15 protein-coding genes and 1 riboswitch are annotated in these 15,994 nt (G+C 44.3%); of the genes, 3 read left to right on the plus strand and 12 right to left on the minus strand.

What is annotated here, in order from left to right:
• Positions 1 to 221: 221 nt before the first annotated feature.
• From rpoE to asnS, 8 genes are all read right to left on the minus strand, one after another.
• Positions 222 to 680, minus strand: a complete 459-nt coding sequence (gene rpoE / locus DESDI_RS16830) for a DNA-directed RNA polymerase subunit delta (protein ID WP_041219572.1) — start codon at positions 678 to 680, stop codon at positions 222 to 224.
• Between the two features lie 65 nt (positions 681 to 745).
• Entirely contained in the window at positions 746 to 2,431 is a 1,686-nt protein-coding gene (gene argS, locus DESDI_RS16835) for an arginine--tRNA ligase (protein WP_015263811.1), read from the minus strand.
• Entirely contained in the window at positions 2,428 to 2,859 is a 432-nt protein-coding gene (locus tag DESDI_RS16840; protein WP_015263812.1) for a YwiB family protein, read from the minus strand. Before DESDI_RS16840 ends, argS begins: the two co-directional genes overlap by 4 nt.
• Positions 2,860 to 3,099: 240 nt before the next feature.
• Positions 3,100 to 4,461 carry a PepSY1/2 domain-containing protein gene (locus tag DESDI_RS16845; RefSeq protein WP_015263813.1) on the minus strand — a complete coding sequence of 454 codons (1,362 nt, stop codon included), beginning with the start codon at positions 4,459 to 4,461 and terminating at the stop codon, positions 3,100 to 3,102.
• 11 nt (positions 4,462 to 4,472) lie between these two features.
• Positions 4,473 to 5,159, minus strand: a complete 687-nt coding sequence (sleB, locus tag DESDI_RS16850) for a spore cortex-lytic enzyme (RefSeq protein ID WP_015263814.1) — start codon at positions 5,157 to 5,159, stop codon at positions 4,473 to 4,475.
• Positions 5,160 to 5,323: 164 nt separating this feature from the next.
• The gene (locus DESDI_RS16855) at positions 5,324 to 6,496 is read right to left on the minus strand and encodes a pyridoxal-phosphate-dependent aminotransferase family protein (protein ID WP_015263815.1); all 1,173 of its coding nucleotides are present in this window, start codon (positions 6,494 to 6,496) and stop codon (positions 5,324 to 5,326) included.
• 277 nt (positions 6,497 to 6,773) lie between these two features.
• Complete coding sequence (locus tag DESDI_RS16860; RefSeq protein WP_015263816.1) at positions 6,774 to 7,079, minus strand: hypothetical protein; 306 nt, start codon at positions 7,077 to 7,079, stop codon at positions 6,774 to 6,776.
• A gap of 18 nt (positions 7,080 to 7,097) precedes the next feature.
• On the minus strand, positions 7,098 to 8,489 hold the full coding sequence (gene asnS, locus DESDI_RS16865; RefSeq protein WP_015263817.1) for an asparagine--tRNA ligase: 1,392 nt from the start codon (positions 8,487 to 8,489) through the stop codon (positions 7,098 to 7,100).
• Between the two features lie 254 nt (positions 8,490 to 8,743).
• Here asnS and gdhA point away from each other — a divergent pair, with 254 nt between their 5' ends.
• Positions 8,744 to 10,078, plus strand: coding sequence for an NADP-specific glutamate dehydrogenase (gene gdhA, locus DESDI_RS16870; protein WP_015263818.1), 1,335 nt, complete (start codon positions 8,744 to 8,746; stop codon positions 10,076 to 10,078).
• A 111-nt stretch (positions 10,079 to 10,189) separates the two neighbouring features.
• On the opposite strand, the gene lysA is transcribed toward gdhA, so the two are convergent.
• Positions 10,190 to 11,440: a diaminopimelate decarboxylase gene (gene lysA / locus DESDI_RS16875; RefSeq protein ID WP_015263819.1), complete on the minus strand. Its 1,251-nt coding sequence runs from the start codon at positions 11,438 to 11,440 to the stop codon at positions 10,190 to 10,192.
• Positions 11,441 to 11,640: 200 nt separating this feature from the next.
• Positions 11,641 to 11,817: riboswitch (Lysine riboswitch) on the minus strand.
• A 59-nt stretch (positions 11,818 to 11,876) separates the two neighbouring features.
• Positions 11,877 to 12,731, minus strand: a complete 855-nt coding sequence (locus tag DESDI_RS16880; protein WP_242825418.1) for a sulfite exporter TauE/SafE family protein — start codon at positions 12,729 to 12,731, stop codon at positions 11,877 to 11,879.
• Between the two features lie 115 nt (positions 12,732 to 12,846).
• Here DESDI_RS16880 and ybaK point away from each other — a divergent pair, with 115 nt between their 5' ends.
• Both ybaK and DESDI_RS18150 read left to right on the plus strand, forming a co-directional pair.
• Positions 12,847 to 13,335, plus strand: a complete 489-nt coding sequence (gene ybaK / locus DESDI_RS16885) for a Cys-tRNA(Pro) deacylase (RefSeq protein ID WP_015263821.1) — start codon at positions 12,847 to 12,849, stop codon at positions 13,333 to 13,335.
• Positions 13,336 to 13,375: 40 nt separating this feature from the next.
• Complete coding sequence (locus DESDI_RS18150; protein WP_015263822.1) at positions 13,376 to 13,531, plus strand: hypothetical protein; 156 nt, start codon at positions 13,376 to 13,378, stop codon at positions 13,529 to 13,531.
• 117 nt (positions 13,532 to 13,648) lie between these two features.
• On the opposite strand, the gene DESDI_RS16890 is transcribed toward DESDI_RS18150, so the two are convergent.
• Positions 13,649 to 15,307 carry a glutamine--tRNA ligase/YqeY domain fusion protein gene (locus DESDI_RS16890; RefSeq protein ID WP_015263823.1) on the minus strand — a complete coding sequence of 553 codons (1,659 nt, stop codon included), beginning with the start codon at positions 15,305 to 15,307 and terminating at the stop codon, positions 13,649 to 13,651.
• Between the two features lie 34 nt (positions 15,308 to 15,341).
• Positions 15,342 to 15,758, minus strand: coding sequence for a nucleoside diphosphate kinase regulator (gene rnk, locus DESDI_RS16895; protein WP_015263824.1), 417 nt, complete (start codon positions 15,756 to 15,758; stop codon positions 15,342 to 15,344).
• Positions 15,759 to 15,994 lie beyond the last annotated feature (236 nt).

Genomic DNA, 15,994 nt, shown 5'->3' on the forward strand with positions numbered 1-15,994 from the left:
CGACCAAATTCTTCTTTCAGTGTTTATGAAGGTTTCCGCACAGCAGTAAAATGATGAATTATCATCGAATAAGCCGAACGCATGCACATAAAAAAAGCTAGTCCGCAAGACGCACTAGCTTTATTTTTACCATTTATACTTATTCTAGCCAGATTTCAAAGGGCTGTCAAGGCGATTCTACAGGTTTTAGCATAGTTTATTCCAATTCCACTCATTTATTGTCATCGCCAAGAATTATCTTTTTGATATGAAACCTCTTCCGCCTCTGTATCCACTATTTCTTCGACATCTTCCTCTACATCGTCGAAAAGCAATTCCTTATCCAAATCTAACTCGACATCTAAGTCTACCTCATCATTTCCATAATCATCGGCTGTTCTTTTGTTTAACAAGGTAATCGTCGGAACTTTGCGTGTGCTCTTGCCGGGGGCCCATACTTTTAGTCCCCATTCTCCATTACCAACATAGGTAAACCGGGCATCCAAATTAATCTGAGTTAACACCCTGGAGATTGCCGCTGGATGCTGAGGTTGCTCTTGTTGGCTCAATACTTCGACGATAAAGTCTTGATAATACATGGGACGACCTTGTGCTGCAAGAATCTTGACCGCTATATCTTCATCTGATGGCTTTAGTTTCTGTGGTAGGGAATGGGTCAATGTAACACCGCCCTTCTTCAATCTCTGAATAGTTAGACAGTATATTCGACCCACCCCTAATTATTTCCTGCTAAGCTTTATTTATATTACATTCTTTCTGGTGCCGTCACGCCGAGAATGCCCAAGACATTGGCTATAACGTACTTTGTTGAATGTACCAGACCCAAACGGGCCTCTCTTAATCCTTCATCTTCCACTAGGACTCTTTGACTGTTGTAAAAGGAGTGGAAAAGTGCTGCAAGGTCTAAAACATAGCGCGCCAAACGATGGGGCTCGGTCAAACGGGCAGCTACTTCTATTTCATTAGGGAGTTCGGCAATCTTCTTTAAAAGCTCTCGCTCTTCTGTGCTGTCTAGACTCTTAAGGTTGTTCGCTTGGGGCATTCCCTCAGTAGTGTAGCCAAGCTCAGCTGCTTGGCGCAGAATGCTGCAAAGCCGGGCATGGGCGTATTGGACATAATACACTGGATTATCGGAGGACTCTGCTTTTGCTAAATCCAAGTCAAACTCTACGGTAGAATCAGGATCCCGCATGATAAAGAAGAATCGAGCTGCGTCCTTGCCCACTTCATCCATCAATTCTCTTAAGGTGATGTATTGTCCAGAGCGTTTGGACATACGCACGACTTCGCCTTCTTGAATCAAACGAACCAGCTGCATAAGGATAATCTGGAGATTATCCGGATCATACCCTAAAGCAGACATAGCTCCTTTCATCCGTGCGACATGGCCGTGATGGTCAGCACCCCATATATTGATAACCTGGTCAAATCCCCGCTCATATTTATTCCGATGATAGGCAATGTCAGCAGCAAAATAAGTGGGCGTCCCATTGGTACGAACCACAACCTCATCCTTCTCATCCCCGAACAAGGTGGACTTTAGCCATTGGGCACCTTCCTTTTCATAGATATAGCCTTTTTGCTCCAGCTTCTCCATTGTATCTTTGACAAAGCCAGAATCATGAAGGGATTGCTCACTAAACCAGACGTCATAATGAACACCCATATCGGTGAGGGTTTCCCGGATATCGGTAAGTTTCTCCTCCAAGGCATAGCGAACTAGGAATTCCCGACGGAGGTCCTCTTCCACATTGCCATATTTATCTCCGACCTTATCAATTAGTCCTTTGACCGTATCAACTAAGTCTTCCCCATGATAGCCCCCTTCAGGGAAGGGCACGTCATGACCCAGAAGTTGGAGATAGCGGGCTTCTAGAGATAAAGCAAAGTTATGAATTTGGTTCCCTGCATCGTTAATATAAAATTCCCGGCTGACTTCATAACCAGCCATGTTCAACAGAGAAGCTAAACTATCCCCTAAGGCTGCACCCCGGGCGTTGCCCATGTGAAGTAGTCCTGTGGGGTTGGCACTGACGAATTCCACTTGAACTTTCTTCCCTTGACCTAGGTTGACTCTTCCATAATCTACACCTTGGTTAAGAACCTCTGGAATGACCCCTGTCAACCAATTAGGATCTAAACGGAGATTAATGAACCCCGGACCGGCAATTTCACATGAAGTAATATAAGTTCCTTCTGTATCCAGATTCTTAATTAGAATAGTAGCAATGTCGCGGGGGGCCTTCCGGGCTTGCTTAGTTAAAACCATGGCTAGATTTGTGGCCCAATCCCCATGTTGCTTTTCTCGGGGTTCTTCCAAAACATAGCTAGGTAGGCTTTCAAAGTTAAGTTCCCCATTTTTTCGAGCTGTCTCTGCAGCCTTTGCTAAATTAGCGTAGATGGTGTCTTTAATAGTAATGAACAAACTCATTGAGGAGCGTCCTCCTTTATATTAATTCGCAATCTATTGTGACTGACTAACTGGTCGCCAGAAAAAAGATCATATTTTAGAGTAATATTTCCTTCCAGCTCTGTCAAGTGAATCTCCATTTCCTTCGTCTCCACTTCCAAAAACAAAGACCCCTGAGGAGTAACGTAAGATGAGCCATGGCGTATCCCTCGTTCAAAGATCTGCTTATGATCGATAGCCCCCATTCGGTTCAGAGACACTCGGGTAGGCTCAATTTTAAGTGAAGTTGTCACTCCGTCCATCCCCGTTATTTCAGTATCACGGTAAATGATGTAATAGGCTCCGGCACGATGATGAAAAGTGCCTACTGTGGTGAACTCCATGTGATCATTATGACCCTCCGGATAATGTTGGGTACTACTGACCTGAATCAATACCTTATCAGTCACGGGGATCTCCTTTCTTAGCCCATCTTAATGTACTAAGACATACTAGTACTTCGACATTTAAACACATTTTCTTAAGCTCAATAATATATAAGTTCTATTATATATTAATCTCTACTCTCTGTGTGATTAAAACTTCCGATAAATCAACAAGGTGATAATGCCTAATCATTATCACCTTGTCTTCTAGTATACCCTATTTTGGCATGACTTCAACGAAGCACTGTCGTCATAGATACTTTATTACTGCAGGTACTCACCCTTTGGTGTCTTAATAATCCGTTGAATTCTTTCTTCAATACCGTTTACAGCATTGATATATACTAAATATTCCTCATCCTGATACTTACCTCGAAATTCGTAGGCCATGACCTCACGATTTCCCATGACGGGAATAACAGCCATCCGGTTCTCCTTGATTTGGAAGCCCTTTCTCAGTTTGGTCTTGGCTTGCTCGAGGGTAAGTTTTTTTGTAAAGTTGCGTTTTTGATGATAGGCGTAGTAGGGAGTAGAATCATAGCCGATAATCTGGCCATTATCTAAGGCTACAGTAATGCGCAGCTTATCGGGATAATAGCGAATGCCATTTTCATCTTGAACGTATTCGAGCTGTAGATAACCGCCATAGTCCTCAGTCGAAGTCAGAACGAGATCCCATTCCAAAGCTTTTAAGGTCTGAGCTACTTTATCCTTGGCCTGGTCGGGACTCAGGGTTCTCTCAGTAAACTCCCGCTGATCCCGATAGTTAATCACCTTTCCCCCTCGTTTACTGACGGTCATAAAGAGATTGCCCTGCTTAAAAATATATACCCCTAAAGCTCCTTGACTGACGCCACTAAACTCCAGACCACTGGAGGGATAACCCACTTTACTTAAAAAACTCTTGGCTGCTTTTAAGGCGACATCCCTATCAACCTCTTGCTTTGGTAAAGCTAGGGGTTCTCTTACGGAACGGGAATCATATTCTCCCACATAGGAAAATGGCGGGAGTTTTTGCAGGCTGGCATTGAGCTGGTCGAGACCGGAACGTACCGAACTTGAGGGTCCATCAGTGGCTGCCGCGGCGGCTTCCGCAGTTTCTGTCCGCCAAAGTCCGGCCACCCGATTCCAGACGGATGGATTATCTACCCAAGCCAAACCTTCCGTGTCGACACGCTGAACTATATCCTGAACGTTTTGATTGACTGTCAAAAGACGCTCATGGACTTCAGTGAGGGTCTTGTCCTCTTCAGTCGTCGGTATGTGTCCCACGGATATTTGATAAGCCAGACTCCTTGTAAAATCTCCTGTGCGATTTAAAAACTCACTAATATAGCTTAGGCCATTCTCCTCTGCCGGGAGCTGTGCCAAATCCTTTACTGCAGATTCACTAATCGTACCCGCTTGGCCAAGGTAGAGCACCTTTTGACTTGAGGTAGCCGCTACACGACCTTTGGCCAAATCCGTTTCTAACTGATCCAAGTTACTGGCCAAATCCCTTAGGGAACGCTGATATTGATTGACATTGACTCTTTCAAATTGTTCCGCTTGTCGATACTCAGTAAACCCCCAAGCCAGGGAGAGGACGAAAGCGGTTCCTAGAATACCAATCCAGAGATTTCTCATGCAATCCCCTCCTAACGAGTAAACATATGATTTCCGATTTGCATTATTTGTGGTCTCGACCAAATGAATTTGTTTTTGGTCTTTGCGGGATTAAAGAAGTAAATAGCCCCTCCAGTGGGATCCACCCCAGATACCGCTTCCTGGGCTGCTTTCACAGCTGAAGAAGTGGGTGCCATGTTAATCTGACCATCGGCGACACTCGAAAAGGCCAGGGGCTGATAAATGATATCCGCAATCGTATTCGGAAAGGCCGGGTCTTCCAAACGATTGAGCAGAACGGCGGCTACCGCTACCTGCCCTACATAGGGCTCCCCTCTAGCCTCCGCACTGACACAACGGGCCAATAATTGGACATCTACATTTTTTGGCCCGACGGATTTCCCGGAGGCATTGGTACTATTCCCGGTCATTAACTTGAGCTCCTTGATGGTCTGAGCACCGGCCATACCATCCACTTTTAAGCCACGCTCCCTTTGGAAACGAGTGACTGCAGCCTTGGTTTTAGTACCATAGATACCATCGACCTTTCCGACGACATACCCTAAGGAAGCCAAGCGTTTTTGAAGCTCGGTCACTTCAGGACCTCTCGACCCCTGACTTAGGGTACGATCACCTAGGGCTCCATAGGCCACGCCGGCAAGGATTAGGGCAATGCTTAAAGTGATTACCCCTAACCACACTCTCTTTTTTGCGATCATCACGCTCACCTCACACCTAGATTTTCCTTCTTAGTGTGTCTGAGGAAATGGATTATTATCCAGATAATGTGGATTTTCCCGGATAGAAATATAATTAGAATACAAAAAGAGGCGATATGATCATTCTCAGACCATCAACCGCCTCTTGCTTTATAATCTTTGCTTTACTCAGCCAAGCCCAATCTATAGACTGTCTTAAATGTCTCAACCGCTTTCGCTGTATCTGCCTTGAAGCCCATTTCGGTAAGGGTTTCACCCACAAGCTCCATGGCCTTCACGAACATTTCTTCGGTCACATTGCCCATATGGCCGATCCGGAAAGCCTTTCCGGCTAAAGCTGCTAGAGAGCCGGCAATGACCATCCCTTTTGCCGCCAGTTTGGAACGGAATTCTGCGTCATTGACCCCTTCAGGATAAAGTATGCAGCTTAAGGTCGGAGCAGCAACTTCTTCTGCAGCCAGAGCCTTCATGCCATACTCGGCAAGCCCTGCCCGGACCGCTCTTCCTAAAGAAGCATGGCGCTTGTACCGAGCTTCCAGACCTTCAGCCATCACTATTTCCATCCCTTTTTCTAAGGCATAAATCATGTTGACGGGGTGAGTAGCATAGTATTTTCCCGGATCCTGCATCGTCGGCAACCAACGGAGGATATCCATGTAGTATGCAGCCACTTTGTCCATTGCTTCCCTGGCTTTTAAGGCCTTAGGTCCAAAGGCGACTATCGCTAATCCCGGCGGAACGCCAATGGCTTTTTGGGATCCTGTCAAGACCAAGTCGATAGTGTAATCAGGATGTCCATATTCCTTACTCATATCCTCTTCAACGGCAGCTGATGCACATACTCCGTCTAGGATAAAAAGAACGCCGTGCTTTTTCACTGCGGGGACCAGCTTTTCCAGATTAGAGATAACTCCGGTAGAGGTGTCCACATGAGTTACAGTGACTGCTTTATAACCACCTTGAGCAAGCTTTTCCTCTACGGCAGAAATCTCGATGTGTTGTCCCCATTCTGGTTGTAATACTTCCACCTGAATGCCATGGGCCTGGGCAACGGGGATAAAGCGATCGCCAAAAAAACCATGACTAATTACCAGTAGTTTCTCTCCCGGTGCCACCGTATTAACAATGGCCATCTCCATGGATAGAGTTCCGGAACCTGCCACAATAAATGCCTCGCCCTTTGTATTAAAAAGACGTTTGAGCATATCCAGACTGTTCTTGAATCGTTTGACCAACCGTGGATCAGTGTGGGCATAGGTCTCTTGGGCTAATGCTTCATATATTTCATCCACAACCGGTGTCGGTCCGGGTATGAGAAGCATTTCTTGATTTGGCATGGGGTCATCCTCCTTTTATTCACGACAGTATTATTCCTAATCTATCGAAAATTATCATTGCAACTACTATTGAGAACTATTGAACATACCCTGTGAATCCATAAGTGTTCTATATCAGAGGCGATTCTCCTGCCTCTTCCAGCCAAAAACATTGTATACATGAGAAATACCATATATTCCACTGCTAAAAAATATTAAGAAATCGGGTAAACGGAAGGCGCCCTATGGGTTACCCCTTAAAGCGCCATGAATTATTAAAGGATTTGAATTATGTTTTTCAAACTACATCTTCTTCGGTTACTAAAATATCGAGAATTGCACTGTGCTTAATCATTTGGAAATTACCGTACATTGCACTTGTTAGCACCATGTAAGTCTTTTCATTGTCCATATCAGAGGCCCATTCCAGCAATTTCCTTGTATTTTCAGCTGACATTAACCGCTTAATAATATCCCCGCCCATATTAAGTCTTACTTTATAGTTGGCGGCACATTTGTCCATGTCTATTACAAGACTAGCTTTGGCAAGGACGCCCGACTCATCTGCCATATTGTAAGCACCTGCATTTTTGGATACTTCCATTATAATCACTCCTCCTCATTAAAAATCAGCATTATGCACTGTTCTCGGGAAGGCAATGACATCACGAATATTGGCAACTCCCGTAAGATACATAATCACCCGTTCAAAGCCTAATCCATAGCCGGCATGACGAGTGCCTCCATATTTACGCAAATCTAGGTACCAGCTATAGTCCTCTTGACGAAGGCCTAACTCTACCATTCTCTTTTCTAAAGCTTCTAACCGTTCTTCACGCTGACTGCCTCCGATGATTTCGCCAACGCCGGGAACGAGCAGGTCCATGGCCGCTACGGTCTTTTGATCATCATTAAGGCGCATGTAGAAGGCTTTGATATCTTTAGGATAATCGATGACAAAGACAGGCTTCTTATAAATATGCTCGGTTAGGAATCGTTCGTGCTCCGTTTGTAGATCGGCTCCCCACTCGACAGGATATTCAAACCGATCGTGCTCCTTTTTCAGGATTTCAATAGCCTCTGTGTAGGTCACACGTCCGAAATCAGAATTTACAATGTTCTCCAAACGACTCAAGAGAGTTTTATCGACAAATTCATTGAAGAAAGCCATCTCTTCCGGCGCATTTTCCAAGACATAGGTGACTAAATACTTCATCATTTCTTCTGCAAGTTCCATATCGTCTTCTAAATCAGCAAAAGCAATCTCCGGTTCAATCATCCAGAATTCGGCAGCATGGCGAGCGGTATTGGAGTTCTCAGCGCGAAAGGTGGGTCCGAAGGTATAGACATTACGGAATGCCATGCTGTAGGTCTCTGCATTCAACTGACCACTCACGGTTAGGTTGGTTTCTTTGCCAAAGAAGTCCTTGGCGAAATCCAACTGACCTTCTTCAGTTCGCGGCAAAGCCTCCAGATCAAGGGTGGTGACCCGAAACATTTCTCCGGCTCCTTCAGCATCACTACCGGTGATGATAGGAGTATGGACATACACGAAGCCTTTCTCCTGGAAGAATCTATGAATCGCGTAGGCAACCAAAGAACGAACCCGAAATACAGCAGAAAAGGTATTGGTCCGTGGCCGCAAATGAGCGATTGTCCGCAAATATTCAAAGGAGTGACGTTTTTTCTGCAAAGGATAATCCGCCGCGCAGGTTCCCTCAATCTCAATAGCTTGTGCCTTGAGTTCAAAAGGCTGTTTGGCCCCGGGGGATTCTACAAGTTGCCCTTTTATGATCAGGGAACTGCCCGTGGTAACTTTGGCTATCTCTTCAAAGTTACTTAAGGTTTCCTCAAAGACCACTTGGATATTCTTAAAAAAGGAACCATCGTTGATTTCGATAAAACCAAAGGTTTTAGATACCCTGAGTGTTCGCACCCATCCCGAAATCTGAATCTCTTTTTTGAGATAAGGGCCGGGGTCACGATAAATCGATTTGACTAAGGCATTTTCCATTGCTGGACAATCTCCCTTCCTATCCTGCTATCCCGTATCCACTCAGTGGATAACTCAACGAGATTTCATAGCAATTATTATACCCGATTTATTCTACGTATTTGTAGGATAATCCTTTATCTTCATGAATACAATACACACGCTTAGAACAAAAAGGGATTTACTCGATCACAGAGAATATTTCAACATTACTTCTGTTACATTAATAGACAGAAGAAAAATCTAAACAAAGATGTTTAGGGGGAAAATTTAATATGTCCTACGTACAAGAAGTTCTCAATCAAGCCATTAAACGCAACCCCGGTGAAGTTGAATTTCACCAAGCTCTTAAAGAGGTTCTAGAATCCCTCGAACCCGTTTTTGAAAAGCGCCCTGATCTTCAAGAAGCAGGCATTTTAGAACGGATCGTTGAGCCTGAGCGTCAAATTTTATTCCGAGTTCCTTGGTTAGATGACCAAGGCAAGATTCAAGTAAATCGTGGTTTCCGTGTTGAGTTTAACAGTGCTATCGGCCCTTACAAGGGTGGACTCCGCTTTCATCCCTCAGTTTACCTAGGCATCATCAAATTCTTAGGTTTTGAGCAAATCTTTAAAAACTCCCTAACTGGTTTACCTATTGGCGGAGGTAAAGGAGGTAGTGATTTCGATCCGAAGGGGAAATCCGAAGGAGAAATCATGAGATTCTGCCAAAGTTTCATGACTGAGCTTTATCGTTATCTCGGCGCAGATACTGACGTACCTGCCGGGGATATCGGTGTCGGCGGCCGCGAAGTAGGTTATATGTTCGGACAATATAAACGGATTACCAATAAATACGAAGGTGTTCTCACCGGCAAAGGGCTAACCTTTGGCGGCAGCTTAGCCCGCACAGAAGCAACAGGCTATGGCTTAGTCTATTTAATGGAAGAGGCCCTCAAAGCCGTCCATAAAACCTTTGCCGGTACCACCGTGGTTGTCTCCGGTTCGGGTAATGTTGCCATCTACGCCGTGCAAAAGCTCAACCAGCTCGGGGCTAAGGTCATCGCCATGAGTGATTCCAACGGCTATATTTATGATCGAGACGGTATCCATCTTGATACGGTTCGCCAGTTGAAAGAAGTAGACCGGAAGCGAATTAAAGACTATGTATCCCATCATCCTTCGGCAGAATACCATGAGGGTTGTGCCGGCATCTGGTCTATTCCTTGTGATGTGGCTCTACCTTGTGCCACCCAGAATGAATTGGATGGACAAGCTGCCCAGCTTCTGATTAAAAATGGTTGCTATGCCGTGGGCGAGGGGGCTAATATGCCTTCAACTCCGGAAGCGGTTGATGCTTTTCATGAAAACAAAGTTATCTTTGCGCCGGGTAAAGCATCCAATGCCGGTGGGGTCGCTGTGTCCGCTCTGGAAATGTCCCAAAACAGCATGAGATATTCTTGGACCTTTGAAGAAGTGGATGCCAAATTGAAAGGCATTATGGTCAACATTTACCATACTGCCAGCAAAGCGGCTGCCGAATATGGCTTTGAAGGTAACTTAGTGGCCGGAGCCAATATCGCAGGCTTTTTGAAGGTCGCCGAAGCAATGAAGGCTCAAGGGGCTGTATAAATAATTACAAAAAAGAAACAACACAGTGGTTGTTCCTTACAGAAAACCTGCTTCATGAGGAGTACTAACTCCTTGAAGCAGGTTATTTCTATTTTATGCTCAGTACTTTTATTATAGATCGCTAAAGTCCAAGGTGGCAAAATAATCATCCAGAGTCTCAGCCCGGCGAATTATTCTCACACTACCGTCAGGCTGCAGCAACAATTCTGCATGACGAAGCTTACCGTTATAGTTAAAACCCATCGCATGCCCGTGGGCACCTGTATCATGGATGACAATAATATCTCCAATATCCACTCGAGGGAGTTCACGATCCACAGCAAACTTATCGTTATTCTCACATAGGGCACCTGCCACATCGTAGATATGATCTCTGGGTAGATCCTCTTTTCCCACAACGGAAATATGATGATAGGCTCCATACATACCTGGACGCATAAGGTCCGACATGCTGGCATCCACACCCACATAATCCTTATAAATCTGCTTCTTATGCAATACCCGTGTTACCAGATAACCATAGGGTCCTGTCACCATCCGCCCGCATTCCAAACAAATGCGCAAGGGATCTAAGTCATTGGGGATAATCCTTTCTTCGTAAGCTTTCCGTACCCCCTCGCCGATATACCCCAAATCAACTGGTTCTTGCTCAGGACGATAGGGGATGCCAATACCGCCACCAAAGTTTACAAACTCCAAACGGATACCCAACTTCTCTTTCAATTCAATCGCTAAGTCAAACATCATTTCTGCTGTCTCAATAAAAAATTCTGGCTTGAGTTCGTTCGAAATAATCATGGTATGCAGGCCAAAACGCTTCGCACCCTTATCACGAACAATTTTATAAGCTTGGAACAATTGCTCCTTCGTCAAGCCATACTTGGAGTCCTCGGGATTCCCAATAATAGCATTACCTGCTCGTAATGACCCGGGGTTATAGCGGAAAGAAATCACTTCCGGTATACCCGCATGCTTTTCCAGATAATCAATGTGGGTGATGTCGTCTAGGTTAATAATCGCCCATAATTCCCTAGCCTTTATATATTCTTCAGCGGGAGTGTTATTGGAGGTGAACATGATATTCTCCTCAGTAATTCTAGCCGCCTCAGCTAAAATCAGCTCAGCCATGGAACTGCAATCTGCTCCAAAGCCTTCTTCCCGGAGAATTTTGAGGATATGTGGATTGGGGAGAGCCTTCACTGCAAAGTACTCTTTAAACTCTGGAGCCCAAGCAAAAGCTGCCTGTAGTCTCCGGGCATTTAGTCGAATGGCCTGCTCGTCATAAATATGAAAAGGCGTGCCAAACTGCTGGATAATCTTCATTAACTGTTCTTGGGAAAAAGGCAAATTCTTCACTGCCATCTGACAACCCTCCTAGTCTTAGTATATGGGCGTTACTACATTGTTACCTATGATAGATGAGCTACTCGAACTAGACAGGATTTTTCACTTCATCAAGTCGTGTAGCCTTAGCTGCATGGGAGTCTGATAGTGCAAAAAAAGGTTACGAGTCCGCTCGTAACCGTTTCTAAAGGTAAAAGGATTCGCTTTCACCTCTAACTTCACGAGATAGCACTCCACCGAGATTCCGGTGACAGTCTTACATTTTTTCAATGGAAGACCAGCAAAAGGTCCTTTATCCTTGACCCTATGCTTCGGCAATGATTCCTTTCATTACCCGTCATAGCCTGGCCTGCTCGGGGTAATTACTCTTAATTCACTGCACCTCTATCATTTAATTTATGAATTATCTCTATATTATGGAACAAGACTCATCAACTGTCAATAGCATTCAGCGTTAATTCAATAATAGGAGAATTGGTTCGCTAACCGATGTTAAGCCGATGATCAGAAGCAGTCCGTAAACAACTTTCTTAAATTGATCTTCATTGATTCGTTTTCTAACAGGCTGCCCAATTAGATAGCCCAGGGCAATAGCCAGCATCATGCTAAACAGCAAGACAGCAAAGGGGAAATCAAAATTCCCATCAAAAAGAACTGACTTGGAGACCGTTGTCACGGCATATTGCAAAAAGAAAAAGTTGACAGTCGTGGCTTGGAAAGCATCCTTTTTCAGATGATTTATAAGCAGCGCTACGATAGGAGGCCCGGGAATAGCTGCCAAGCCGTTAAGAAGTCCCGAAGAGAAGGCAACGAGTATAAATAAGATGGAAAAGGTCTTGAGGCCTTGATCTACTCCTTCCGATTCGTCTACAGCAACAACTTCCGAAGGAGACGCTTTAATTCTAAACCACTGCCACCCTACATAGCCTATGAGGACACTACCTACGATTCCCTTAATATATAGCCCGTTCATATACTCACTTAATATAACACCCAGGGCGAGACCCGGAATACTGAAAAATAATAGACGGAAAATCAAATCCCAGCGAGCTAAGTGACGCATTTGAACCCCTTGCAAGGCAGACGATAGCATCGATAAGATCATTCCCGCTATGAGTGCTTGTTGACTTGGTAAGATAAATAAGAGAAGAGGAACTGCAATCAGTCCGAAGCCAAAACCAGTTAAGACTTGAGTGAAGGTCGCACAGAAAACAATTCCGAACATCATCAGCCATAATTCTAAGGATAACAACTCCAAATCAACACCTTCTTCAACCCAGATAACTTTTTTGATTATCGTAGCTATCATAACGAGAAATGGTTAGCTTGTCTAGTCGAAGGTCACTCATCACTTGACAACCATCCACAGCTTTTCCTATAGTAAGTGCAGAAGATTTTTTTCCATTAAAAGAAAGGTGAAATGTATGGCCCAGAAAACCAATGCCGCTCGGATTCTCGACCAAGCCCGCATACCTTATGAACTGATGCCTTATGAAGTGGATGAAGCGGACCTCTCTGCCACCACTGTTGCCCAGAAGGTTGGCATGCCTCCAGAGCTAATCTATAAAACACTCGTCACACGAGGGGATAAAACAGGTATTCTTGTGGCTTGCATCCCTGCTCATTATGAGCTTAATCTTAAAGCTTTAGCGCAGGTTAGTGGCAACAAAAAGGTTGAAGTTGTTGCACTCAAAGAAGTACAGCCTTTGACCGGTTATATCCGAGGTGGTGTATCACCCTTAGGTACCAAGAAGAAGTATCCCGTATTTTTTCAGGAAGATATCTTGATGCACGAGAAAATCGCCATCAGCGCAGGGACACGGGGACTGCAAATCTATGTTCGCGCCCAAGATTTGCTTAAAGCCACACAAGGACAAGTAGGTGCAATTGCGCATTTTGCTACTTTAGACTAAATAAAAGCTGTAGAGCAGTACCTAAGGGGAGGATAGTGCAATGAAGGTTAAGATCATCCAAGCCTTTCGGCAAGGTGGACTGGAAAAGAAACTAAACCACTTTTTGCAAGAGAATGAGGGCAAGATTGAAATTCTTGAGATTCAATGGAAAGCCTTCTTGGAGCATTACGTTCTGATCCTCTATAAAGAGAAATAAGAATGCACAAAGAGGCGTTGCCTCACGAAGAATCCTTCGTGGGCAACGCCTCTTCTATTTCCATTGAAGTTCAATGAGTTACACCGACTATCCCATATTAATGCTCACATTGCCGCCTTATTTGATGACAAAGGAGCTCTTCAGAGAAACAATTAGGTTAAACACTAACTTTTCAGGAGTCGTATATTTTGGATCAACGTTAAAGTAACCATGACGGGGGAATTGGAACTTATCCTGTGGTCTTGCCGCTCTCATATGGGGTTCGACAAATCCTTGTAAGATTTCCAAAGAGTTGGGGTTGAGATAATCCAAGAAGGTTTTCCCTTCCTCTTCTTCCCTATCATCAAGGATTAACGCATCATAAAGGCGAAACTCAGCAGGAACTGCCTGAGTAGCTTCTACCCAATGAATAGTTCCCTTTACCTTACGCCCGGTGAATCCGGTGCCACTTTTAGTTTCCGGATCATAAGTACAATGAATCTCTACAATAGTACCCACTTCATCCTTAATGACCTCTTCACACTTAATGAAGTAAGCATCAATTAAGCGCACCTCGTTACCCGGATAAAGTCGATGGTATTTTGGCGGAGGTGTTTCCATAAAATCATCTTGTTCTATGAAGATTTCGCGAGAGAAAGGAATCTGGCGTTTGCCCATCTCTGGATTCTCTTTATTATTATCGGCATCCAGCATCTCCACTTGACCCTCTGGGTAATTGGTGATGACGATTTTCAAGGGTCTGATCACCGCCATGGGTCGAGGTACTCTGAGCTTCAGGTCCTCACGAATAAAGTGCTCCAACATTTTTGAATCAACTAAACTTTCTGATCTGGCCACACCGATGGCTTGAGCAAAGGCACGAATGGCCTCTGGGGTATAGCCCCGACGTCGCAATCCTGAGATGGTCGGCATCCTAGGATCATCCCACCCATCCACAACTTTCTCATCCACCAGCTGTTTTAGTTTACGCTTGCTCATAACTGTATTGGTCATATTCAAGCGGGCAAATTCATATTGATGCGGGGTATTTTCCATCTCACATTCCCTTACCACCCAGTCATAGAGAGGACGATGATCCTCAAACTCTAAGGTGCAAATGGAATGAGTTATTCCTTCGATAGCGTCTTCCAAAGGATGGGCAAAATCGTACATGGGATAAATACACCAGGTATCCCCTGTATTATGATGGCTTGCATGGGCAATCCGATACAACGCCGGATCACGCAGGTTGATATTCGGTGAGGACATATCAATTTTCGCCCGCAGAATCTTTTCTCCGTCCTTAAATTCTCCTTGCCTCATTCTTGCAAATAGGTCGAGGTTCTCTTCCACGCTTCGGTTCCGATAAGGACTTTCTTGACCAGCTTCCGTCAGGGTACCACGGCTTTTACGCATCTCTTCAGCTGTTAAATCGCAAACATAAGCCTTACCCTTCTTAATCAAGAGCACTGCCCTTTTATGCATCTCCTCAAAATAATCAGAGGCGAAGAAAAGATTATCCCATTCAAATCCCAGCCACTTTACATCTTCTTTAATTGACTCGACGTATTCCGTATCTTCCTTGACCGGGTTAGTATCATCAAAACGCAAGTTTGTTTTCCCTTTAAATTCGTCACCCAAGCCAAAATTTAAACAGATGGATTTTGCATGTCCAATATGTAAATACCCATTAGGTTCGGGGGGGAACCGTGTATAGATATGATCTACTTTTCCTGACCGCAGATCCTCAAGAATTATATGACGTAGAAAATTGGAAGATTTGTTTTCGTTGTCCATGGATATCAACCTTTCCTGTAGAATGTTCTAAGGCCTATAAATCATAGTCTCCGGCAGCCTCAGGTTGATAAACAATCTTTTCGACTTTGAGGCGAACCACGCCATCAGGGACTTTCCAGTCAATGGTATCCCCTTGACGATAACCAAGTATAGCTGTCCCTACAGGGGCAAGGACGGAAATCTTATCCTCCAATAAATCAGCATCCTCAGGATAAACCAAGGTATATGTAGTTTCTTCTCCTGACTCCATATCCTTAAGCATTACTTGGGTATTCATAGTAATGGCATCACGAGGAATTTCTGCAGAGGATACCACATCCGCATTATTCAATTCCTGCTCAAGATTTTTTAGGTAATCCTGGTTTTTAGCGCTGCCAAACTCTCTCTCCTTATTGATAAGTTTTAAGAGACGCTCCTGATCAACGGCTGTGATACTAATTTTCCTTCTCATTTCTCCTGAACCTTCCTTTTCTTGTGATAAATATAGAGCGACTATCGCCAGATAGCCGCTAATAATGGTTATGAATTTCGAAAAAAAGGGATTACACACTGTCCTTAGTATATACTATTTCCTAAAATAAGTAAATATCTGTAGTCGCAATATCTACTTCCTCTATGCTACCTCCATGGTTTATTGGCATCCTTCTGTGGATTTCAGGCAAGTCATCGAGTTAGGATGCACTCGAA

This window comes from Desulfitobacterium dichloroeliminans LMG P-21439 (assembly GCF_000243135.2).
GTDB lineage: Bacteria > Bacillota > Desulfitobacteriia > Desulfitobacteriales > Desulfitobacteriaceae > Desulfitobacterium > Desulfitobacterium dichloroeliminans.